Below are 22,836 nucleotides of genomic sequence, written 5' to 3'. Positions count from 1 at the left end.
CCGGTCACGAGTCGTCCCCCTCCGTGTCGGTGGTCCAGGGTTCGATCCCCTGGTCTGCCGCCGCGCGGACGATGGCGTGTGCGGCAGTCGGGTTCGTGAGGAACATGAACACCAGGAGCAGGATCGTCTTCACCGTCGACAGGTTGCCCTCGAACGCGATGGCGACCGCCGCGAGCATCAGGACGGCCCCCAGCGTCTCGCTCTTCGAGGTACTGTGTGCCCGCGTGTAGAGGTCGGGGAGTCGGACGAGGCCGACGACGGCGACGACAGCGAAGAAGACGCCGCCGATGGCGAGCACCAGCACGGCGATCTCGCGCGGCGTCATCAGAGCACCCCCCCGCGTTCGACGGTGAACTTCGAGATGGCGATGCTCAACAGGAAGTTCAACAGTGCGTACACGAGCGCGATGTCGAGCGCCCCCGGTTCGCCGATGGCGGCGGCCAGGAGCGCGATGACGATGACGACGTTCGAGCCGATGATGTTGACCGCGATGACGCGGTCGGGCATCGTCGGGCCGCGAACGATCCGGAAGACCCCGACGAGCGAGGCGAGGATGAACGCCGCAGTTGCGCCCAGCAGGATGTCGTTGACGAGCGCCATCACTCCGCTTCCTCCTCGGTCTGGCGGCGTTCCAGCGGACTCGGGATGCGTGCTGCCGCCCGGCCGTAGAACAGGAACCGCACTGCTCGTTCGAGCGAACCGGAGAACAGTTCCTCGCGCGAGTCGCCCGTGAGCGTGTGGACGGTGAAGTGGCGCTTCGAGACGTCGACGGTCAGCGTGCCCGGCGTGAGGGTGATGCTGTTGGCGAGCGTCGTGACCGGGAGCGTCGACCACACCGCCGCGTCGAACTCCACCATCTCCGGGTCGATCGGCAGGTCGGGGTGGAGGACGACGTAGGCGACCTCGAAGTTGGCCTTCGCGATCTCGAACAGCAGATACGGCACGTACAGGGCGAACCGGGCGAGTTGCTTGCCGCCCCGGATCGGATCGACGGGCCGCGTGAGCGAGATGCCCCAGAGTGCCGTCGCCACGACGCCCGCGCTGATCACGCCCGTCGCGAGTTCGAAGGGCGCGAGAGAGCCAGCCAGGAGCAGATAGAAGCCGAACGACGCGGCGAACAGTGCGAAGTACTGCACGATCGTCCCGCGTCGGACGAGCCGCGACCCCCGGCGTTCTCGCTGGACCGGCGCGTCCTGAACCTCGATGCCGGCCCGGCGGACCCCGTTCTCGATCGGGGGCAGGAGCGGCGTCGTGCCGAGGGGACTGAATCCGGGGTCGAACACGACGAGGTCGAGGTCGTGCTCGCGGGCGTACTCGACGAAGATGTCCGCGTAGTCGCTGGGGCTGAACAGGAACTCGCGCGTGCCGATCAGCGCCGTCTCGAACGTCACCGCCGTCTCGTCGTCGCCACGGTCCTCGTCCGCCCAGACGCTCACCTGGTCGAGGAGTGTCTGTGCGCGCCGCGTCTCGTCGGTCTCCGTCTCGAAGGTCAGTCGTTCGGAGACGGGATAGACGAAGTGGACCGTCGCCGACTCACCGGTCTCGGCGGCGTGTTCGGTCGCCTGGCGAACGGCGTACTCGACCGTACTGCGGAGCGTCCCCGTGTCCGTGACGGGGACGAGGAGTCGAGCGCCAGTCACGAAAGACACCTCTCGGCGAGTTTCCTCGGCGGAACAGGTGTCCCTGGGTTGAGCATGTGGTGGGGTTTTCGCCCGAACCTGTTAAGCAGTTTCTTTTGCACCGGCACCACCCCGCAGACGGCCCTCGACAGCGCGACTATCGAGACGTTTGCACAGAACGCGGTGCGTCGGGCGGCGGCGACGACCGAGAACGGGGCGGAGTGAGACGGAGCAGACGGCGAGCGACGCGAGTCGCGTCGAACTGATTCACTTTTCCGTCCCGGTCGCACACGGTCGGGTATGAGCGACACACTTCGTCTCGCCACCAGAGGGTCGGACCTCGCCCTCCGGCAGGCCGCCACGGTACAGGAGGCACTCGCCACGACCCGTCGTGACGTGGACCTCGTCGAGGTCTCCACGACCGGCGACGAACTGCCCGACGAACTGATCCACCGACTCGGCAAGACCGGCGCGTTCGTCCGGAGTCTCGACGAGAAGGTCCTCTCGGGCGAGGTGGACGCGGCGGTCCACTCCCTGAAGGACGTGCCGACCGACTCGCCCGACGACCTCGTGATCGCCGCCGTCCCCGAACGCGCCAGCCCCAACGACCTGCTCGTCACGACCGACGGGACGAAACTCCGTGATCTCCCGCCGGACGCGGTCGTCGGCACCGGATCGCTCCGGCGCGGCGCGCAGATTCTGCGTGAGCGCCCGGACCTGACGGTCGAACCGATCCGGGGGAACGTCGACACCCGCATCGCCAAACTGCTGGCCGGCGACCTGCAGGCCGAACACGAGGCCCGCGTCGAGGACGACCGCGAGGCGAAGGGCCACACCGGCGAGGAGGCGTACGACCCCGAGTTCGAACGGGACATCGACGACTGGTTCGACTCGCTCTCCGAACTGGAGCGGCGCGCGCTCGAACAGGACGTCGACGTGCAGTACGACGCCCTCGTCATGGCCGAGGCCGGACTGGAGCGGGCGGGTCTCCTGCACCACGTCGAGTACGAGCGCCTCGGGACGTGGGAGTTCGTCCCCGCGCCGGGACAGGGCGCGCTGGCGATCACCGCCAGCGACCCCGAGGTGGTCGAGACGATCCAGTCCGCGCTGGACTTCCCCCGGAGTCGCGTCGAGACGACGGTCGAGCGCACCGTCCTCAACACCCTCGGCGGGGGCTGTGTCGCCCCGGTCGGTGTCCACGCGGTCCTGCAGGGCGGCTACGTCCACACCGAGGCGGTCGTGCTCTCGCGGGACGGCGAGGAGGTGGTGGAGCGGTCGCGGGACATCGACGTGGAACGCCACGCACGCGACGCCCGCGAGTTGGCCCGCGAGATGATCGACGACGGCGCAGACGAGTTGATCGAGGCCGCGAAACGCGAGGACATCGGGACGGCTGACACGACAGACGACTCCGACCGCGACGACACGGCCGACGAAACCACCGAGACGACCGACGACCCCGACGACGACACCGAGGAGGAGGGAGCGTGAGATGAGCGAGCAGTCGGAGACGGTCGGGCGGGTCTACCTCGTCGGCAGTGGTCCCGGCGACCCCGACCTCATGACCCTGAAGGCGGCCCGCCTGCTGGAGGAGGCGGACGTGGTCCTCCACGACAAACTCCCCGGTCCGGAGATTCTCGGACAGATCCCCGAGGAGAAACGCGAGGACGTGGGCAAGCGCGCTGGCGGCGAGTGGACGCCACAGGAGTACACCAACCGCCGCCTCGTCGAACTGGCCCGCGAGGGCAAGACCGTGGTCCGACTGAAGGGCGGCGACCCCTTCGTCTTCGGGCGCGGCGGCGAGGAACTCGAACACCTCGCGGAAGCCGGTATCCCCGCCGAGGTCGTGCCGGGGATCACCTCCGCCATCGCCGGACCGGCGGTTGCCGACATCCCCGTCACGCACCGCGATCACGCCTCGTCGGTCTCGTTCGTCACCGGTCACGAGGATCCGACGAAAGACGAGTCGGCGGTGAACTGGCACGCCCTCGCGGCGACCGGCGGGACCATCGTCGTGCTGATGGGCGTCGGTAAACTGCCACAGTACACCGCCGAACTGCGCGACGCCGGGATGGACCCCGACACGCCTGTCGCACTCGTGGAGCGCGCGACGTGGCCCGACATGCGCGTGGCGTGTGGGACCCTCGACACCATCGTCGACGTGCGGGACGAGGCGGGGATCGAACCGCCCGCGATCACCGTGATCGGCGAGGTGGCCGGGACCCGCGACCGGGTGCGGCAGTTCCTCGAAACCCAGTCGGCGACCGACCGCAGGGAGGGAGCCGACGATGCCGAGTGACGAGGACACCGAGACGACTCCTGCCGGAAACGCGGACAAGCGACTCACGGTCGCCGTCTTCCGCCCGGACGACGAGCGTCTCGCAGACGCGGTCGAACTGCTCGAATCGCTCGGCTGCGAGGCGGTCGCCGATCCGATGCTCGCGGTGGACCCGACCGGCGCGACGCCGGAGGCGGGCGACTACGTGATCTTCACGAGCAAGACCGGCGTCGAACTCGTCGCCGACGCGGGCTGGAACCCGGCCGAGGACACCACGGTCTGTGCCATCGGCGACAGCACCGCCGACGCGCTCCGGCGGGCCGGCTACCCGGTCGACGTCGTGCCGGAGACGTTCTCCTCGGCCGGTCTCGTCGAGCGACTCGCAGACGAAGTGAGCGGCGCGCGCGTCGAGGTCGCCCGGAGCGACCACGGGAGCGCGGTCCTGCTCGACGGCCTGCGCGAGGCCGGCGCGGACGTCCACGAGACCGTCCTCTATCGACTCGTCCGGCCCGAGAGCGCGGGCGAGTCGGCCGAGCGCGCGGCGGCAGGCGACCTCGACGTCGCGCTGTTCACCTCGTCGCTGACGGTCGAGAACTTCCTCGACGCGGCGGCGGCGCGGGGTGTGCGGGCCGACGCAGTCGCGGGGCTGGGCGAGGCGGTCGTCGGCGTCATCGGCGACCCGACCGCCGAGACCGCGCGCGGTGTCGGCATCCCGGTCGACGTGGTCCCCGCGAGGGCCGACTTCGAGACGCTGGCGTGTGAGACCGTCGAGTTCGCCAGTCCGACCTACCACGAGTGAGCAGCGAGCCGAGCAGGGGTCGAGACCTCGAATCGTCGGTTCGCGGCCGGGCTGACGGGTGACGGGAGCGATCCGGGTCGGGGGCGAAAGCGAAGCACCTACAAAGACGGGACCGGTGTGTGCCGGTATATGGGATGGAAAGAAGCCGCCGAACCGGTACTCACGCGGATGCCCTCCGTGGCCCGGCCAGAGGGGCACGTCCCCTTCAGGCGGAAGCTCGGCTGGACCGCCGGGATCCTCGTGTTGTACTTCTTCCTGACGAACGTCACGTTGTTCGGCCTCGGCACCGTCGAGGGCGACTTCTACGGCCAGTTCCGGAGCATCCTCGCGGGACAGCAGGGGTCGGTCCTCCAACTGGGGATCGGTCCCATCGTCACCGCGAGCATCGTCCTGCAACTGCTCGGCGGGGCCGACCTGCTCGGCCTGGACACCGACGACCCGCGTGATCAGATCCTCTACCAGGGGCTCCAGAAGCTCCTGGTCGTCGTGATGATCTTCCTGACGGGCCTGCCGATGGTGTTCGCCGGGAACTTCCTGCCCGCCAGCGACGCGGTCGCACAGTCGCTGTTCGGCAGTACCGGCGGCACCGCGACGAACGGCGTGAAGACGCTGATCTTCGCGCAGATCGCGGTCGGCGGTATCCTGATCCTGTTCATGGACGAGATCGTCTCCAAGTGGGGCGTCGGCAGCGGGGTCGGGCTGTTCATCATCGCGGGCGTGAGCCAGCAGCTCGTCGGCGGCCTGTTCGCGTGGCAGGGGCTCTCCCAAGCGAGTCAGGACGGCTTCATCGCCACCTGGATCGCCATCATCACCGGTGAGATCCAGCTCGGCTCCGGCTCGGTGCTGACGCCGACCGGGATCCAGGACCTGCTGCTCGGGACCGGCGACATCCTCGCGCTGGTGACGACGGTGCTCATCTTCGGTATCGTCGTCTACGCCGAGTCCGTCCGCGTCGAGATTCCCCTCTCGCACGCCCGGGTGAAGGGCGCGCGCGGTCGCTTCCCGGTGAAGCTCATCTACGCCAGCGTCCTGCCGATGATCCTCGTCCGCGCACTGCAGGCGAACATCCAGTTCCTCGGCCGCATCCTCAACAGCCAACTCGGCGCGACGATGCCCGTCTGGCTCGGTGACTACACCCAGCAGGGACAGGTCGTCGGCGGGGTGTTCTACTACCTCGCCCCGATCCAGGCACGCTCCGACTGGATGTGGTTCATCGGGCTGACGCCCACGGCAGTCGAGCCGTGGCAGATCATCATCCGCGTCTTGGTGGACCTGACGTTCATGCTGATCGGCGGGGCCATCTTCGCCATCTTCTGGGTGGAGACCACCGGCATGGGGCCGGAGGCGACCGCCAAGCAGATCCAGAACTCCGGGATGCAGATCCCCGGCTTCCGGCGGAACCCGCAGGTGATCGAGAAGGTCATGGAGCGGTACATCCCGCAGGTGACCGTCATCGGCGGCGCGCTGGTCGGCCTGCTCGCCGTGATGGCGAACATGCTCGGCACCATCGGGCAGGTCTCCGGGACCGGCCTCCTGCTGACGGTCTCCATCACCTACAAACTCTACGAGGAGATCGCCGAAGAGCAGTTGATGGAGATGCACCCGATGATGCGGAACATGTTCGGCGGCGGCGGCGACTGACGACTATCTCGTTCTCAGTCGGAGTGCGGTTTCTTCAAGCCCGATCTCTCCAGATGCAGGCCCCATGCGCGACACTTGACTGTGTGTTTGAACGTGTCCCACAGACATGCGTTCGACTCGGAGTCGGGACTCCGATCCCCGAACCGAGCTACACCTCTGGACGCGGCATCGATTCGATCTCACGGATTCTGGACGTCTTTTCGACGCTCGCGTACTGCCGTTGCCACGCCGACTCCGGAAACAGTCCGTTCCGGTCGAACAGCGCGCGTGCCTCCTCGGTGATCTCGTAGAACTGGTACGGATACCCCTGGACGCGATTCCCAGTCTCGAACTCTCGGCGTCTGACGACGCCCACCTCACGGAGCGTGTTCAGGTGTCGACGGATGGCGTCTTCACTCAGCGGAGGGTTCATGTAGTCGAGTTCTTCGACGCTCGCCAGTCCGCTCGGGTGGCCGACGAGGTCGGCGATGATGTCTGCCCGTTTCTTGTCGGTCGACTTCTGGAGCGCACGCCACGTGTCGAAGTCGTCCGGACCATCGGACTGCCGACGTTGCGTAGTCGTCGGTTGCATACGTCTCACTCTGTTGGCCAGCATCATAAGCACTTGTGCTCAAATGAGGATGCTACCGCAAGTGCTAGCGCAACTGTTGTCGATTCAAATCAACAGTGAGTAGCCAGTGAGCGCACAATTGAAAAAGATTCAGTGAGATCATTGGAGCGATGGGTGACCCAGGCGACCGGGAGACCGACGAGACAGTTCCGAACGCGGACGAGATACTGACCGAAGTCGAGTCAGTATCGCTTACACCGACTGAACACCAGCGCGTCAAAGACCTCGTCAACGGCGAACAAATGAGTCGGTTCCGGAACCACGAACGTAGGTATCTCGTCGCGGGTGCGGGCGGTGAGACTGGGGCGGCGACCCGACGGAAGACGGTCTACGATCTGCTCGACGACCGGACCGATCCGCCGGCGATGGCGACGAGACTCGAAGACTACGGACTCACACCAGAGGAAATCGAACTGTGGGTTCGGGTGTTCGACATCCTCTGCGGTCGAGCCTCACATGTGGTCGCAGTCGTCGAGGATTTCGACGGCGGGTACGTCTGGGAACTCGGGCTGCTGTTCGCACCGGAGTACCGACCGAAGACGTGGGTCCTGAAGCGCCGGTATCGGGACGATGACACCGAGCGTGACCGGTACGACAACGGTATGGCCGCATCACACGTCGCGGCGCTGTTGACGGGAGACAGGTGTGTAGAGTGGGAGACGGCCGCCGATCTTCCGGTCGTTGTCGAAGAGATTCCGTGACTCGGGAGTCTGTCTCGGCATCGAAGAGGTTCACACACCCGGCCGCCAGCCACGCAGAAACGCCACACACAGCCCGCCGGCAGACACACCGAACGGAATCGAGACGGTCCTGACGACCAACACGGCCGCCAGCGTCGCCGCCGAAGCCGCGCCGGTCGTCAGCGTCAGCGCGCCACTCAGCAACACGTCCTTCGCGCCGAGGCTCCCCGGAATCGGCACCACGCTGGCGATCTGCGGCAGGGGCACGACCGCGAGAATCGGCAGGAAGGGAACGGTCGTCCCGGTGCCGGCCAGCGCGACCCACAGCGCGGCGGCGGTGAGAAGCTGCTCCGTGACCCCGCCGACCGCGATCAACAGGAGCAGTTCGGGCGACTCGCGGAACCGGACGATCCGCGTCCAGAACCGCTCGACCGCCGCCTCGACGACCGACCGGTCGTGTGGCTCCTCGCGGTAGAGTCCGGAGACGAGCGAGACGACCGGCGTCAGGCCGACGACCAGCGGTTTCGACAGGCCGGCGCGGAACCGGACGAGCACCGCGCCCGCGACCACCAGGCCGAGGACGGTCCCGCCCATCGTCGCGACGAGATACTGCGGCAGGTCGCCGCCGAGGAGGACGACCCCGGCGACCAGCGTCGAGACGAGGATCTGTGCGCCGGACTTGACGTACTTCGCCACCGACCGGACGCCGAGCGCGTCGCTGTAGGTCGTCGCGGTCGTGACGCCGATGAACCGGGCCATGATCGGTTCGGAACTCACCGGGCCGGCCGGACTGAGCGTGTCGAAGAAGTCGCCCGCCAGCGCGAACTGCACCGCCTGCGGAGCCGAGAGCCCGTCACCCAGCGGGCGGATCGACGCCCAGACGCCGATGCCGTCTGCGATCCCTTCGAGGACCACGAGCAGGACGACGAGGCCGAACGCCCACGGCGCGATCTGCGCGGCTCTGGCGAGGACGGTGTCGACGCCGACGACCCAGAGATACGCGACCAGCGCTCCGACACCCAGCGTCGCACCGACGGCAAACCGCACGACTCGTCGCACGACTGTCGGTGTGCGTGGGGCGCGCAAAAGGTCGTCGGCCGAGCGCTCGGTGGCCGTGGTGTCGTGGATAGCCTCCGTCAGGCGACGGTCGGTCGACAGAGACGGCCCGCGTCAGTCTCTATCCGACTCGCCCCAGTCGCAGTCCTGACACTTGTAGGCCGTCACGAACTCGGTGACACTCGGCATGTACCCCACCGAGAGGACGTTGCCCCCGCACTCCGGACAGTCGCGGTCGGCGTCCTCGATGGGTTCCGCCTCCATCGGGCGCTCACCCTCGATCAGTTCCGCGAGTGTCTCCGAAGTCACCATCCGTCCCTGCACGACGCGATTGCTCATACCCGTCGAAGTGGCGGCAGGCAAGTAAGGGCTTCCGTCCCGTACAGGGTGGCTCGGTCGGCTTCGGTCCGACTCGATCAGACTCGCCCCGACTCAGTCCGACCGCTCTGACTCGTCGGCCTGAAACGCCAACACGGCGTCTTCGGCCCGTTGTAACGCCTCGAACCGCTCGGCCTCCGCCAGCGACACCGTCTCGACGACCTGCCAGCCGTCCTCCGGTGACAGCGCGAGGCCCTTCGCCCACGAGTCGGTGACGACCAGCAGTCCGGTCGCGGGACCGCCCGGGTCCTCCCGTCTCTCGTCGTCCGACTCCGCGTCTCCCGCCGGGCCGGTCGTCACGCCGACCGAGACCACGAGGTCGACCGACTCGCTCCGGTTCAGTGCCGCGACCGCGCTCTCGGGCAGTGGTCGTGGCGGCAACGACTCCAGCACGCTCATGGTCGGACCACGACCCCCGGCAGGCTTCACGCTTGCGAACCGGAGACGAAACGCTTCTATCCCGTGCGCCTGCAGAGCAGGACGATGCCCGACGACGACCCCGAGTCGGACACCCCGCCCTCCCCTTCTCCCCCGGACAGCACGCCGGCAGAGGACTCCGAACCGACACAACACGCCGAGCAGACGGCCGACGCCAGAACCGTGACAAGGACCGACGCCCGCACCGCGACGACACCCCTCCTGTCCCGCGACCGGACCACCCTCGCGGTCGCCGGCATCGTCCTCGTGGCACTCGTCGTGCGACTCGCGGGGCTCGGCACCCGGAGCTTCCACTGGGACGAGGCCCGCGTCGGCTACTGGACCCTGCGCTACCTCGAGACCGGCTTCTTCCAGTACCGCCCGGTCGCCGGCGGTCCCTTCCTCCAGATCGTCAACCGCCACGTCTTCGCCCTGTTCGGACCCTCGGACACGACCGCCCGACTCGTTCCCGCACTCCTCGGCGGCCTACTCCCGGCGACCGCACTCCTCTTTCGGGGACGGCTCCGGGACGACGAGACGCTCGCACTCGCGGCGCTGTTCGCGGTCGAACCCGCGCTGCTGTACTTCTCGCGGTTCTCGCGGGGCGACGTACCGCTCGTCGTCTTCACGGTCCTCGCGGTCGGCTGTCTGCTCCGAGCCTACGACGGCTACGTCGCCAGCCAGCGCCCCGGCGCGACCGAGGCTCCGACCGGCGCGACGCCGCGTCGGTGGGTCTACGCCGGCCTCCTCTGTGGGACGCTGGCCCTGACGACCTCCGCGTTCGTCCTCCCGACGCTCGCCTGCGTGCTGTTCGCGGGCTACGTCGTCGCCGACCAGCGACTCCTCCGGCGTGGCGACGGCCCTGCGGCCGGTCTCACCGAACTCGCAGAGCGTCTGCCCTCGGCCCGCGAGGCGGTGACGCCGGTCGCTCGCGGTGCCCTGCTGGCGGTCGTCGTCCTCGTCACGTTCTTCGCGCCGCGGGCCGGCCCCTTCGGCGGCGCGAGTCTCTGGCGACCCGCGACGTTTCCGACGGTGCTCGTCGAGTCGCTGGTCCGGCCCGCCTCGGCGGTCTGGGGCGTCTGGATCGTGAACCGCGAGGGCCACGCCGTCCTGCCGTACCTCGCCGACTTCGCCGGACTCGTCGCGGCGGTCGCGCTCCCGGTTCTCCTGCTCGCGGTCGCCGCTTTCCTCTGGGACCGTTACCGCGAGGGGCGACCGCGCGGCCTCGTCACCTTCGGCTCGCTGTGGGGCGGGACCGCGCTCCTGCTGTTCCCCATCGCGAGCGAGACGCTCGGGCCGTGGCTCCTCGTCTACGTCACCGCGCCGCTGGCGTTTCCGGCCGCCGTCGGTCTCGCCGGACTGGTCCGGTGGGGCCGAGAGAGCGCGGGGCGGAGCGAGGCCGGCAACGTCGCGGCCGTCACCCTGCTACTCGTCGCGTTCGCCGGTGGGGTGGCGGTCCCGGCCACCGAGAACGCGGTCGGCCAGCCGGACCGCGCGGATCGGCTCGCCGACTACGCCCAACCGGCCGACGACCTCGACGGGTTCCACGCGAACGTCTCGGCTGCGGTCGCGGGCCACGAGGGAACCGACGTGGTGTACGTCGGCGACCAGTTCTACACGCCCTCGGCCTCACAGAACGAGTTCCCGCCCGTCAGCGACCGCTGGGGGAACCGCCTCCCTCTCGCGTGGTACGTCGAGCGAACCGGCGCGACGACCGACAGCGTCCGGACCGTCGAGGAACTCGACACGGTGGACGACCCGCCGGCGGTCGTGATCGCCCTGGCCGGCCAGCGTGGGGCACTCTCGCGGACACTCGGTGACGGCTACACCGCGACCGAGTACCGGTATCGGCTGTGGAACGAGCGCGTGGTCGTCTTCGTCGCGGACTGACCGGCGGTTGCGTCTCTCTCACGGCTCCCGAGCGTCGTGACTACTCGGGAGGACGAACGACGAGAGAAACGGCGGCTGTGTCCTACCGGAAGCCCATCGCTTCGATCTGCTCTTGATAGCGATTGCGGATGGTGACTTCGGTCACCTGCGCCACGTCGGCGACCTCGCGCTGTGTCTTCTTCTCGTTGCACAGCAGGGAGGCGGCGTAGATGGCGGCGGCGGCGAAGCCGGTCGGCGACTTGCCCGAGAGCAGGCCCTGCTCTGCGGACACGTCGATGATCTCGGTCGCCTTCGCCTGGACTTCCTCGCTCAGGCCGAGCGAGGAGGCGAAGCGGGGGACGAACTGTTTCGGGTCGACCGGCTGGAGTTCGAGGCCGAGTTCCTGTGAGATGTAGCGATAGGTACGGCCGATCTCCTTCTGTGGGACGCGGGACACTTCGGCCACCTCGTCGAGCGAGCGCGGGATGCCCTCCTGTCGACAGGCGGCGTACAGCGCGCTCGTGGCGACGCCTTCGATAGAGCGCCCCCGGATGAGGTCCTCGTTCAGTGCGCGCCGGTAGATGACGGAGGCGACCTCGCGGACCGAACGCGGGACGCCGAGCGCACTCGCCATGCGGTCGATCTCGCTGAGTGCGAACTGCAGGTTGCGCTCGCCGGCGTCCTTCGTCCGGATGCGCTCCTGCCACTTGCGCAGGCGGTGCATCTGAGATCGCTTCTCCGAGGAGAGCGAGCGTCCGTAGGCGTCCTTGTCCTTCCAGTCGATCGTCGTCGTCAGCCCCCGGTCGTGCATCGTCTCGGTGATCGGCGCGCCGACGCGGGACTTGCTCTGTCGCTCCGAGTGGTTGAACGCCCGCCACTCCGGCCCCCGGTCGATCGAGCGTTCGTCCAACACCAGCCCGCAGTCGTCACAGACGAGTTCCCCCTGGTCTGCGTCCGTGATGATCTCGTCAGAACCGCATTCGGGGCACTGTACCCCTTCGTCCGCCTCCTGCTCCGATTCCTGCTGACGCGCGCGCTGTCGGGTAGGACGCTCCATTACTGTGACGAAAGGCAAGCGCAAGTTTAAACCTTTGTAACAGATCGTTGATGACCGTCTGGATAGCGGCAAGCGATGCACCCCGGCGTTGTCGGGCGATTAGAACCCGGGGGAGTGACACCGAACACGTCGCTTGCTTGCGGTTTCGACGCTCGTAGTATTTAGTCGGCCGGGAGACGACGAGTCGTCGGTCCGAGGAGCAAAAGCCTATCGGCCGTCGGTCGGCTGTCGACGTGGGAACTGTGGCCGCGTCGATCTGCGGAGGCAGGCAGTTCGCCTGCGTCGGCCGTCAGTCGTCCGCCGACGCAGTCAGGTCGGGTGCGTCGGCCGTCAGTCGTCCGCCGACGCAGTCAGGTCGGGTGCGTCGGCCGTCAGTCGTCCGCCGACGCAGTCGGTTCGACCGGGTCGGCCGGGCTGTGCAGGTGACACGAGGCCGGGTGGCCCGCGTCGGTCTCTGCCAGTTCGGGTGGCTCGCGCTCACAGACCGTCTCGAACTCGTCGGCCAGCAGGTCGTTCGCCGCCTCGAAGTCGCCGTCCACGACCCACTCGAACGCCTCCGACAGCACCGCCTCGGCGTCCGAATCCGAGAGTCGCTCGGGGATGTCGAACTCCTCGCGGATGGCCGCCTCGACCTCGCTGTCGTCGACGAGGTCGGGGTTCTCGACCGCCTCCTCGTCGCCGAGGAACCGGCGAACCGCGTCGAGATCGATCTCCCCCTGTCGGAGGCGGACCCGGAAGTCCATCACCGAGCGCCACACCGGCTGGTCGAAGTCGTAGCCCTCGGGCTGGATGATCTCCGGACAGCGCGTGTGGAACCGACAGCCTGCGGGCGGGTTGCTCGGCGACGGCACGTCGCCGGTGAGCCTGACGCCCTGGCCGCGTTGGCGCGGGTCTGGCTGTGGGATCGACCCCAGCAGTGCCCGCGTGTAGGGGTGCTGTGGATTGCCGAACAGCTCCTCGGTCGGCGCGAGTTCGACGATCTCGCCGAGGTACATCACCGCGACGCGGTCGCACACCTCGCGGATGACGCCCATGTCGTGGCTGATGAAGACGATCGAGAGGTCGAAATCCTCCTGGACGTCCGACATCAAGCCGAGGATCTCCGACTGGATCGAGACGTCGAGCGCGCTCGTCGGTTCGTCGGCGACGATCAGCTTCGGGTTCAACACGAGCGCGCGGGCCAGCGCGATGCGCTGTTTCTGCCCGCCGGAGAACTCGTGTGGATACCGGTCCACGTCGTCGGCCGACAGGCCGACACGCTCGAAGAGGTCCTGGACGATCCGACGTCGCCGCCCCCGGTCGTTCAACCCGTGGATGACGAGCGGTTCGGCGACCGACTCGCCGACCGACATCCGGGGGTCGAAGCTCGCCGAGGGGTCCTGGAACATCATCTGGGCGTCCCGGCGGAACTGCTTCAACTCGGCCTTGCTGTACTCGGTGATGTCCTCGCCCTCGAACAGCACCTGCCCGCCGGTCGGGTCTTCCAGTCGGAGCAGCGAGGTCGCAGCCGTGGACTTCCCACAGCCCGACTCGCCGACGATACCGACCGTCTCGCCTCGGTGGACGTCGAAGCTGATGCCGTCCACTGCACGGACGCGGCCGACCTCACGCTTCAACACGCCCTCCGTGACGGGGTAGTGTTTCTCCAGGTTCCGGACTTCGAGCACCGGACTGTCGTCTGTGCTCATCGGCTCTCACCTCCTTCGCTCGGCCCGGACTCCGGTCGCCCGCCGTCTGCGCGACCCGCGCTCGTCTCGACCGACTGGTCGCTCCCGAGGACGACGCTCGGATCGCCGCCGGGCGCGAAGTGGACACACGAGACCTCGTGGTCGCCCGGCCCGACGTCGTACATCGGTGGCTGGTCGCCGACGTGACAGTCCTCGACCGCGTGCGGACAGCGGGCCGCGAACCGACAGCCGTCCGGCGGGTCGGTCGGGTCGGGGAGCGACCCGCCGATAGAGCGCGTGTCGCCGCCCCTGCCGGGCAGACAGTCGAGCAGTGCCCGCGTGTAGGGGTGGGCCGGATCCTCGAAGATGCGGTAGACGTCGCCGGCCTCCATCACCTTCCCCGCGTACATCACGACGACGCGGTCGGCGATCTCGGCGACGACGCCGAGGTCGTGGGTGATGAGCAGGATCGCCATGTCGAACTCCTCCTGTAGGTCCTGCAGGAGGCGGAGAATCTGCGCCTGGATCGTCACGTCGAGTGCCGTGGTGGGTTCGTCGGCGATCAGCAGGTCCGGTTCGGAGGCCAGCGCCATCGCGATGACGATGCGCTGTTTCATCCCGCCGGAGAACTCGTGTGGGTAGTCGTCGAAGCGCGCACTGGCTTCCGGGATGCCTACCCGGTCCAGCAGGTCGATCGCCTTCCGACGCGCATCGTCTCTCGAGAGGTCGCTGTGGAGTTGGACCGCCTCGACGATCTGCCAGCCGACGGTGTAGACCGGGTTCAGCGCCCCCTGCGGGTTCTGGAACACGTGGCCGATCCGCCCGCCGCGGATCGTCCGCAGGCGCTTCTCCGAGAGGTTCGTGATGTCCTCGCCGTCGAAGGTGATCGTCCCGCCGGCGATCTCGCCGGGCGGCGAGGGGATGAGCTGTGTGATCGTCTCCGAGGCGACGGTCTTCCCGGAGCCGGACTCCCCGACGATACAGACGGTCTCCCCACGATGCACCTCGAAGTCGATGCCGTCGACCGCCCGGACCGTTCCCTCGTCGGTGTGGAAGTGCGTCCGGAGGCCCTCGACGGCGAGTAGTGGCTGGCTCATTGCGTCTCCTGTCGTGGGTCGAGTGCGTCTCTCAGTGCGTCACCGAGGAAGTTGAACGCGAGGATCGTCAAGAAGAGGAACACCCCGGGGATCGTCGAGATCCACCACGCCGTCGAGAGGTCCCCTCGCCCCGACGCGATGACCTGTCCCCACGAGGGGACGGTCACGTCGCCGACACCGATGAACGAGAGCGCCGCCTCCGAGAGGATCAGGATCGGGATGTTCAACGTCGCGGCCGTGATGATCGAGTTCGACACGTTCGGCACCATGTGCCGGCGCACGACGTACAGCCCCGAGGCGCCCGCGCTCTGTGCGGCTCTGATGTACTCCTCTTCGTTGCGCTGGAGCGCCTCGCTCCGGATGATCCGGGCGATGCCGCCCCAGCCCGTCACCCCGAAGATCATGATCAGGATGAACAGGCTCCCCCCGTAGAGGTACGCCAAGAAGAGGAACAGGAAGAACGTCGGGAAGGTAAGCTGGATGTCGACGTAGCGCATCAGCACCTCGTCGACCCAGCCGCCGGCGTACGCCGCCGTCGCCCCGACCAGGGTGGCGATGAAGATCGAGATCAGCATGGCGATCAGCCCGACCTGCATACTGACCCGCATCCCGAAGATGACCATCTTCAGGATGCCCTTCCCGTCGCCGGTCGTCCCGAGCGGGTACTCCCAGGTGCCCTGACAGCGACCGTTCGTCACGTCGCCGACACAGCTACTCGGCACGGAGGCGTCGACGCTCGCGAACACCGGGGGCTGGTAGGAGGCGATCACGTTCAGTTCCGGCGGCTGGATGAAGACCGTCCCGACCGTCCCGACGAAGAAGATCACCAGGAGGAAGCCGAGACTCACCACGGCGGGCTTGTTCTTCTTGAACTCCATCCAGTAGTACGCCGTCATCCGTGGGTTCTGAGCCAGCGGGACGACCGCGTAGAAGAACAACACGAGCAGCGTCGTCACGAACAGCCAGTCGACCGAGGTCACGTCCCAGACGTACTCGAAGCCGGCGACGGTGAACTCGAAGGTCGGATCCCCGCCCGCGAAGAACACGTCGTAGACGAGCGAGAGCGCCACGGCGCCGAAGGCGACGAGTGCGGCCCACTGGGTCGGCGACCGCACGCCGACCTGGCCGCCGACCTCGTCCCAGTCGACGTCCTCGAACCGGTCGGAGGGGGTATCTGCCGCCATCAGCGATCACCGTAGTCGATTCGCGGGTCCAAGATCACGTAGGCGATGTCCTGCAGCAGGTTGCCGATCACGGCGATGAACACCGGGATCAGCGTCGTCCCCAGCACGAGCGCGGTGTCCTGATTCCGGATCGCGTCCAGACTCAGTCGACCCAGACCGGGGATGCCGAAGACCACCTCGACGAGATACGACGCCGAGAGGATCAGGCCGAGTAAGTCCCCGACGAGGAGTGTCGAGAGGGGCACGAGCGTCGGCCGGAGGATGTGTCGCGTCAACATCCGCCAGCCGGTCGCCCCCTTCGCGCGGGCCGTCTTCACGAACTCCGCCTGCACGTACTCCAGTGCCTCGGCGCGGGCGTACCGCATGTTGGACGCCATCGCGCCCGTCGCCAGCACGAAGACGGGCAGGACGAGTTGCTTGGCGTTCGCCAGCGAGAACGTGTCGTTGATCGCGGTGTCGGCGTTGAACAACACCGGCACCAGATCGAGTTCGACCGCGAACACCAGCAACAGGACGATGCCGAACCAGAAGTTCGGGATCGAGATGCCGAAGAAGGCCACGAACGTCGCGGCGTAGTCGGTCTTCGTGTACTGGTTGAGCGCGGAGTAGAGCCCGATGCCCATCCCGATGACCGTCGAGAGGATGATCGACGGGATGGAGTACATCATCGAGTACGGGATAGCCGTCAGGATGGCCTCCGTGACCGGCTGTGAGCGCGTGTCCGACCAGCCCCAGTCGCCGGTGAACAGGTTCGTGAGGTAGTCGGCGTAGCGTTGCCACAGCGGGCCGTCGAGGCCGCGCCGCTCGCGGTAGGCCTCTGCGGCCGACTGTGCGTCCCCGCCGCCCGAGGCCGCCTGGAACTGTACCTGTGCGAGCTGTGCGTCGGGCGCGAGGTCTAACAGGACGAACGTGATCGTCAGGATCACGAACGCCACGACTCCCGCCCACGCGACTCTGCGTGCGATGTACCATCTCATAGAAATCGGTGTGAGAGCCGATTACTGCTGGGCGAACTGCCAGATCTGGCTGTCCCACCCGTTGCCGAACTCCTCGACCGGCCCCTCGACGCGGGAGTCGTAGCCGATGATGTCGACGCCCATGTTGAGGAAGTTGAACGGCTGTTCCTCCGAGAGCGCACCGAAGATGTCGGAGTACACCTCTCTGCGGGCGTCCTCGTCGACGGTCGTCGTCGCCTCGTCGAACAGCGCGTTGAAGTCCGTCTCCGGGTAGTAGCCGTAGTAGTTGATCCCGCCCTGCTTGATCGTGAAGTCACGCGTCGACGAGGGCGTCCGTGGGTACGTGTTGAAGATGATGCCGGTCATCAGGTCCCACGACTCCGGGCTGACGGAGTTGTCCCGGTTGCCACCGTTGTACGGGCCGGCGTTGAACTCGGGTTCGCCGCTTCCCTGGTAGCTGTTGGAGACGTACTTGTTCAGGAGCGTGTTGAACTGGACGCCCGTCACTTCCACGTCGAGTCCGATGTTGCCGTACTCCTGGGCGATGAACTCGGCGGTCGTCTGGGTCGTCTCGGTCCCCTGTGCGAAGACGAGTTCCAGCGTGACCGGGTCGCCGTCGCCGTCGACGATGGTGTCGCCGTCGTAGCTGTACGGCGTGCTGTCGAGGTTGTTCTCCAGCATGTTCCGGGCGGTCTCGGGGTCGTAGGTGTCCCCGACGCCGTACTCGGTCACCTGGTCGTCGACGTACCAGTCGGAGAACTGCGGCTGGAAGGTGTGTGCGACCGTCGCGTACCCACGCAGGATGTTGTCCGCGATGGCCTGCTTGTTGACGGCGTGTGCGAGTGCCTGCCGGACGCCCTTCAGCCGGAGCGCCTCGTAGAAGTTGCCGTTCGCCCGCTGGTTGTAGATGAGCGAACTCATGAACGCCTGCGGGATCACCTTCACGTCGACGTTGTCGAGCCCCTCGAACTGGCTGACCTTCGTCTCCGGAATGCCGGAGGCGTCGATCTCGCCGGTCTGGAGCGCCGACAGTCGCGTGGACTCCTCCGGGATGACCTGATACGTGTAGGAGTCGAAGTACGGTGCCTCGGTCCAGGCGTCCGGCACGTCCGAGGCCTCGCGCATGTAGTAGTCCTCGTTGCGCGTGGCGACGAACGCCGACTCGCGGTCCCACGTCTCGAAGTTGTACGGCCCGAGGTTGCCGGAGTACGCCAGCGTCTGGACCTCCTCGTCCTGTGCGAGGCCCTCCTGGTCGCCGTCCGGGCGGTACTTCTCGATGATGCCCTTCGGCATACAGAACGCACCCCACATGATCGGCTTGAGCGGGAACGCCGGGTCGACCTCCGGGAGTTGGATCTCGAAGGAGGTGGTGCCCGTCTTCTCGACCGGGATGGCCTCGCCGCCGCGCTGCCAGTCGCTCTGGTTCGGGAAGCCGGCCCAGTTGTCGTCGGCCTGGAAGACCTCCTTGATCATGTAGACCCAGTCCTCGCTCGTCATCTGGCCGTAGTCCGCGCCCCACTGGAGGTTGTCGCGGAGTTCGACCGTGTAGACGCGGCCGTCGTCCGAGGAGATGTCCGCCCACAGCGGGAAGACCTCGTTGTCGGTCGTGATCGCGTAGGCGCTGTCGAGTGTCAACCCGACCCGGTCCGCAGACGGCACGTCGGCGATGGACAGGAAGTTCAGCGACTGAGCGTCGGTGCCGGCACCGGCCACGTAGCCCGAAGGGAGCTCTCCGCCGGTGTCGGTCTCGGTCATGCCGCTGTCCGTCTCCGTCTCGCCGCCGGTCGTCGTCTCCTCGCCGGGGTTCTGCGTCCCGGAACAGCCGGCGAGTCCGGCCGCGGCCCCGCCGACGCCGAGCGTCTTCAAGAAACTGCGTCGCTTCGGAAAGAGGAGCTTCGTCGGCTCCTCGTCAGTTGGCTTGTTGCCAGATGGCATACCTCGTAGTATGCCGTTCGATTCAAATAAGCTTCGATAAGGAAAGCGGAAACTTCAGTCATCAAGTCCCGTTGCGTCATGCGGTTTCGGAAAATACCTCCGACTGCAAACGGCCCGATCTCCGACGGTCCCTCACGATCTTCCGTCAGAGACGCTGGCACCCGTGAGTCGGCTCCGGTCGATACCCGCTTGTCGAGTCGTCCGGCCAAGGGTCGGCGCTGTCGAATCGAACGGGAGGCAGGGCTGGCGCTGTCGTCTCGTGTCGTCTCGCACTGTGGTCAGTCGTCGCCTGTCCGCTCGGATCGGACGCTCCTGAGGTACCTGCTCGTCACCTACCTACTCGTCGCGTACCTGCTCGTCACCTACCTACTCGGCACAGTCGAGAACGTCGCGCTCAGATCGAGGTGCTGTTCGTCGCGTACCTGTTCTGCACTCGCCGACTCAGCCGTCGCCGTGTTCGTCGACGATGACGACTTCGCCGTCCTCGACGGTGACGTTGATCAGCGTCTTCACCTCGTAGGGGCTGTCGTCGAGTTTGTTCGGGCCGGCCTTCTTGATCACCGCGACCACGTCGGCCACGTCCGCGCCGATGCCGTCTAGGGCACCGAGGACGGCCTTCATCGTCCCACCCGTCGAGAGCACGTCGTCCAGCACCAGCACGCGGTCGCCCTCGGTCACGTCGTTGATGTACATCTCGTTGTCCGAATAGCCCGTCTGCTGGGACAGCGCCACCTCGCCGTCGAGTCCGTACTCCCGCTTCCGGATGACCACGAGGGGGATGTCGGTCATCAGCGAGACGGCCGTGGAGATGTGGATGCCCATCGCGGCCGGCGTGACGATCTTGTCGACGTCCTCGATGTTCGCCTTCCGGATGATCCGGATGACGATCTCACGCAGGAGGCCCGGTTCCAGCATCGGCACCCCGTCGCTGATCGGGTGGACGAAGTACTCGTAGTCTCCCTTCTCGATGATCGGCGCGTCTAACAGGGACTGCCGCAACTGGTCCATGTCGCTCGTATATCTGGTCGGCGGTAAAAGGTGGCGGTTTGGGGGTGGCTGTGGCTACTTGTCGGTGAAAATATGGAAGGAGGGGTGGTCGGCTTAGCTGACCGTCACCGTACCAGACGATACGGTGTTACCGGTGGGCTTGTGAATGACCTGAACTGTTACGTCACCGGTCAGATCAACGTTCCCGCCCGTTCCGTCGTTGTCATTGATCGTGATTGAGTCGCCAGTGGTGAATGCGTTCTGACTGGAGGTCCAGTCGTTAGCATTGAGATTCGCAGTCAGTTCACCTTCGCTCCAGCCTTGATCGAACTCGGCCAACTGTTCGTTGTCAACTGCGTCTCGAAGGACGATCTGGGTGTCAGCGTAAGGCAAGTCGTCGCCAGAGTTGTGAGAGATGACTATCGCGTCACTATCGGAGGCATCGTACGTATCTGACGAATCAGCGAAATTTACACTAGCGGTCGGTGTCGTATTTTGCAGGCTGTCCCCGAGACCCAGCACGAACGTCCCTATCACAGCGGCAAGAATTACCGTGATCGCCACCATTAAGATCACGCCAATTACAGGTGATACAGCTCGATCTTCGCCTGAAACGAAGTCCTTGAGTGCGCTTGTAAGTTTCATGGTTTCGTTTGGTTTCCTTTGCACGGACACCGACGACCGGTCCGTCCTGCATCGCCCGGCGGTAGCACCGCCGTAATACGACGACGAACGGGGATTTGTACCCCGTACCTACCAGTTGGGCCAGTCTTCGATGCGTGCTTACCTCCGGCTACAGACCACTAGCACTTAAAAGGTTCTACGATTTTCTCTCTCGTTAAATGCCTCCCTAACACCGCGTTGTCCTGCGATTTGCCGGCGAATATTCATCTGTCTGACTCGATGCAGAAAAGCGGTTTAAGCACGGTCTCAACCCTCGAAGACCGGCGTTTCGTTTGAATCCTGAGCAACAGTACGACAGTTCGAGCGTTTAGAATCGAGGGGGATTCGTGTTCTACTGTGTGCTCGAACTTACTCGTGTGAGCGTCGCTCGACTTTCGCGTGGCAGTCCCGACAGACCGTCTGTAGGTTCTCTAGCCGGTTCGCCTCTTCGCTGTCCTCGAACGTGACTAACTTGCGGATGTGGTGGACGTGAAGACTCGATCCGTACTCGGTCAGGTGTTCAGCGTTCGTCATCCCGCATCGCTGGCACTGCCACTCGTCTCGGTCGAGTGCCCGCTCGCGCTGTGCGGGCCAGTCCGATCCGTAGTAGACGTACTCCGAATCGGTGTCTGTGATCCGGTACGGTCGGAATCCGGCCGCTTCCAGCGCGGCACTCCACGACCCAAATACGTACTCGAACGGCGTCCGCGAATACGCACCATCTCTGATCATGTCTTCACGCGATGGAACGTACCCCAGTTCGTCGGCGAGTGAGTGGATCGCGTCTATCAGTGCTTCGCGGGACACACTGGCCGGATAGCGCGTTCGATATTCGAGACCTGCCGCATCCCACGCTGCTGTCCACGACCCGAACGCTGTGATGTACGGCTGAACCGAGAAAACACCGTCTTCACGCATGTCTTCTTCACGAGGGGCGTGGCCGAGTTCGTCGTCGAGGCGTCGTAGCTCTGCGATAAGTTTCGCGTTCGAGATATCGTTTCGGTGGTTCGCATCGAGTCCGGCAGCTTCCAGTGCATCTGCCCACGACCCCCACACCCGGTAGTACGGCCGCTGGGAGAACTCACCCAGTTCGTTCATCTCGACCTGCGTCGGGGCACGACCCAGCACCTCTGCCAGTTCGAGAAGTGCGTCCACCAGTTCCGACTCCGTAATCCGCCGCGAGGTCCGCCGCTCGCCAGCCAACCCTGCGGCCTCCTTCGCCTCGGACCACGACCCGAACCGGCGAAGATAGGTGTACCCCGAGTACTCGCCGTACTCCTCCATGTCGTCGAACCGAGGAAGTCGATCCAGTTCGTCGTCCAGCCGCCGCAACTCTGCAACCAGCGCCTCCCGAGCCACGTCGTTCTCGTGGTTCGTCGTCAACCCCGCCGCCCGCAGGGCGTCGTTCCAGCTCCCGAACACACGATAATACGGCGCGTGTGAGTACCGCCCGAACTCGTTCATCTGCGTGCGGGTAGGCGTCTCGCCCAGCTCCTCGGCGAGTTCGATCAGCGCGTCGAGCAGCGTCTCGGCATCTAACTCGTCGGTCATGCACAACTCCGGGGGTCGGTGGCTTCGTTCTCGCTTGTTAACGCTCGCATCACACGCAGTGTGAGCGAGAAACCGCTCGCGGTCACGCTCCTGAACATCTTGACTCACACAGCACACCCGCCGGACCATGTCGACGAACGCCTTAAAACAGACACGCGAACCATCCGGAGAGATGAGCAGACGAAGCGGAGACTTCACGCCCTGCGAGAACCACACTTCGTGAGCTAAAAGGGAGCGTCACACCTCCGACCGGTGAACGACACAGTCAGCGGCACGCGCGAGACGGCAGATTAGCAGATTCCGGCACTATTGCAACGCTCAGCTGCTGATCCGTTGTTACGCCGGTGCTGCAGACTGGGCGCGTCGCCAGCGCGTTCGATGCGTGGAGTCCC

22 protein-coding genes are annotated in these 22,836 nt (G+C 66.2%); 6 read left to right on the top strand and 16 right to left on the bottom strand.

All coding sequences use genetic code 11. The annotated features are described in order from the left end of the window. Nucleotides 1-4: 4 nt before the first annotated feature. The 3 genes from mnhG to LI337_RS14515 are packed head-to-tail and all read right to left on the bottom strand — an operon-like array spanning nt 5 to nt 1,640. Nucleotides 5-325 (bottom strand): monovalent cation/H(+) antiporter subunit G, encoded by a 321-nt coding sequence (mnhG, locus tag LI337_RS14525; RefSeq protein WP_227230604.1) that lies wholly within the window; start codon nt 323-325, stop codon nt 5-7. Further along, a complete protein-coding gene (locus tag LI337_RS14520; protein WP_227230603.1) occupies nt 325-600 on the bottom strand; it encodes a cation:proton antiporter in 276 nt (91 codons plus the stop codon). The genes mnhG and LI337_RS14520 overlap by 1 nt, the downstream gene beginning before the upstream one ends. Further along, the gene (locus LI337_RS14515; protein ID WP_227230602.1) at nt 600-1,640 is read right to left on the bottom strand and encodes a monovalent cation/H+ antiporter subunit E; all 1,041 of its coding nucleotides are present in this window, start codon (nt 1,638-1,640) and stop codon (nt 600-602) included. Before LI337_RS14515 ends, LI337_RS14520 begins: the two co-directional genes overlap by 1 nt. 279 nt (nt 1,641-1,919) lie before the next feature. On the opposite strand from LI337_RS14515, the gene hemC reads away from it, so the two are divergent. The 4 genes from hemC (at nt 1,920) to secY (ending at nt 6,337) form a co-directional block, all read left to right on the top strand. Beyond that, a complete protein-coding gene (gene hemC / locus LI337_RS14510; RefSeq protein WP_227230601.1) occupies nt 1,920-3,110 on the top strand; it encodes a hydroxymethylbilane synthase in 1,191 nt (396 codons plus the stop codon). Nucleotide 3,111: 1 nt separating this feature from the next. Continuing rightward, nucleotides 3,112-3,918, top strand: coding sequence for a uroporphyrinogen-III C-methyltransferase (cobA, locus tag LI337_RS14505; RefSeq protein WP_227230600.1), 807 nt, complete (start codon nt 3,112-3,114; stop codon nt 3,916-3,918). After that, complete coding sequence (locus LI337_RS14500; RefSeq protein WP_227230599.1) at nt 3,908-4,696, top strand: uroporphyrinogen-III synthase; 789 nt, start codon at nt 3,908-3,910, stop codon at nt 4,694-4,696. The genes cobA and LI337_RS14500 overlap by 11 nt, the downstream gene beginning before the upstream one ends. A gap of 129 nt (nt 4,697-4,825) precedes the next feature. Beyond that, nucleotides 4,826-6,337 carry a preprotein translocase subunit SecY gene (gene secY, locus LI337_RS14495; protein WP_227230598.1) on the top strand — a complete coding sequence of 504 codons (1,512 nt, stop codon included), beginning with the start codon at nt 4,826-4,828 and terminating at the stop codon, nt 6,335-6,337. A gap of 148 nt (nt 6,338-6,485) precedes the next feature. Here the strand turns inward: secY and LI337_RS14490 are convergent, their stop codons facing one another. Further along, nucleotides 6,486-6,908 carry a helix-turn-helix domain-containing protein gene (locus LI337_RS14490; RefSeq protein ID WP_227230597.1) on the bottom strand — a complete coding sequence of 141 codons (423 nt, stop codon included), beginning with the start codon at nt 6,906-6,908 and terminating at the stop codon, nt 6,486-6,488. 149 nt (nt 6,909-7,057) lie between these two features. Here LI337_RS14490 and LI337_RS14485 point away from each other — a divergent pair, with 149 nt between their 5' ends. Continuing rightward, entirely contained in the window at nt 7,058-7,648 is a 591-nt protein-coding gene (locus tag LI337_RS14485; protein ID WP_227230596.1) for a DUF8170 family protein, read from the top strand. A gap of 30 nt (nt 7,649-7,678) precedes the next feature. Here LI337_RS14485 and LI337_RS14480 read toward each other — a convergent pair whose 3' ends face one another. From LI337_RS14480 to LI337_RS14470, 3 genes are all read right to left on the bottom strand, one after another. Next, on the bottom strand, nt 7,679-8,686 hold the full coding sequence (locus LI337_RS14480) for a lysylphosphatidylglycerol synthase domain-containing protein (protein WP_345777764.1): 1,008 nt from the start codon (nt 8,684-8,686) through the stop codon (nt 7,679-7,681). Nucleotides 8,687-8,797: 111 nt separating this feature from the next. Then, the gene (locus tag LI337_RS14475; RefSeq protein ID WP_227230594.1) at nt 8,798-9,022 is read right to left on the bottom strand and encodes a DUF5795 family protein; all 225 of its coding nucleotides are present in this window, start codon (nt 9,020-9,022) and stop codon (nt 8,798-8,800) included. A 93-nt stretch (nt 9,023-9,115) separates the two neighbouring features. Next, nucleotides 9,116-9,460: a DUF7964 domain-containing protein gene (locus LI337_RS14470; RefSeq protein WP_227230592.1), complete on the bottom strand. Its 345-nt coding sequence runs from the start codon at nt 9,458-9,460 to the stop codon at nt 9,116-9,118. A gap of 84 nt (nt 9,461-9,544) precedes the next feature. Between LI337_RS14470 and LI337_RS14465 the strand changes: the two genes are divergently transcribed. Next, entirely contained in the window at nt 9,545-11,368 is a 1,824-nt protein-coding gene (locus LI337_RS14465) for a flippase activity-associated protein Agl23 (protein ID WP_227230590.1), read from the top strand. 82 nt (nt 11,369-11,450) lie between these two features. Here the strand turns inward: LI337_RS14465 and LI337_RS14460 are convergent, their stop codons facing one another. From LI337_RS14460 to LI337_RS14420, 9 genes are all read right to left on the bottom strand, one after another. Then, a complete protein-coding gene (locus LI337_RS14460; protein WP_227230589.1) occupies nt 11,451-12,404 on the bottom strand; it encodes a transcription initiation factor IIB in 954 nt (317 codons plus the stop codon). 371 nt (nt 12,405-12,775) lie between these two features. Then, nucleotides 12,776-14,092 carry an ABC transporter ATP-binding protein gene (locus LI337_RS14455; protein WP_227230587.1) on the bottom strand — a complete coding sequence of 439 codons (1,317 nt, stop codon included), beginning with the start codon at nt 14,090-14,092 and terminating at the stop codon, nt 12,776-12,778. Beyond that, entirely contained in the window at nt 14,089-15,168 is a 1,080-nt protein-coding gene (locus LI337_RS14450) for an ABC transporter ATP-binding protein (RefSeq protein ID WP_227230585.1), read from the bottom strand. Before LI337_RS14450 ends, LI337_RS14455 begins: the two co-directional genes overlap by 4 nt. Further along, nucleotides 15,165-16,352 (bottom strand): ABC transporter permease, encoded by a 1,188-nt coding sequence (locus LI337_RS14445; protein ID WP_227230583.1) that lies wholly within the window; start codon nt 16,350-16,352, stop codon nt 15,165-15,167. The genes LI337_RS14450 and LI337_RS14445 overlap by 4 nt, the downstream gene beginning before the upstream one ends. Further along, a complete protein-coding gene (locus LI337_RS14440) occupies nt 16,352-17,329 on the bottom strand; it encodes an ABC transporter permease (protein WP_227230581.1) in 978 nt (325 codons plus the stop codon). Before LI337_RS14440 ends, LI337_RS14445 begins: the two co-directional genes overlap by 1 nt. A 21-nt stretch (nt 17,330-17,350) precedes the next feature. Then, nucleotides 17,351-19,243, bottom strand: a complete 1,893-nt coding sequence (locus LI337_RS14435) for an ABC transporter substrate-binding protein (RefSeq protein ID WP_227230580.1) — start codon at nt 19,241-19,243, stop codon at nt 17,351-17,353. Between the two features lie 441 nt (nt 19,244-19,684). Further along, the gene (hpt, locus tag LI337_RS14430) at nt 19,685-20,251 is read right to left on the bottom strand and encodes a hypoxanthine/guanine phosphoribosyltransferase (protein ID WP_227230578.1); all 567 of its coding nucleotides are present in this window, start codon (nt 20,249-20,251) and stop codon (nt 19,685-19,687) included. 93 nt (nt 20,252-20,344) lie between these two features. Continuing rightward, nucleotides 20,345-20,899: a type IV pilin domain-containing protein gene (locus LI337_RS14425; RefSeq protein WP_345777763.1), complete on the bottom strand. Its 555-nt coding sequence runs from the start codon at nt 20,897-20,899 to the stop codon at nt 20,345-20,347. Nucleotides 20,900-21,262: 363 nt separating this feature from the next. Then, nucleotides 21,263-22,444, bottom strand: a complete 1,182-nt coding sequence (locus tag LI337_RS14420; protein WP_227230576.1) for a homing endonuclease associated repeat-containing protein — start codon at nt 22,442-22,444, stop codon at nt 21,263-21,265. Nucleotides 22,445-22,836 lie beyond the last annotated feature (392 nt).

Source organism: Salinirubrum litoreum (genome assembly GCF_020567425.1).
In the GTDB taxonomy this organism is placed as follows: domain Archaea; phylum Halobacteriota; class Halobacteria; order Halobacteriales; family Haloferacaceae; genus Salinirubrum; species Salinirubrum litoreum.
Note: the sequence above shows the minus strand (reverse complement) of the source record. Positions and strands in the feature narration are given on the sequence as shown.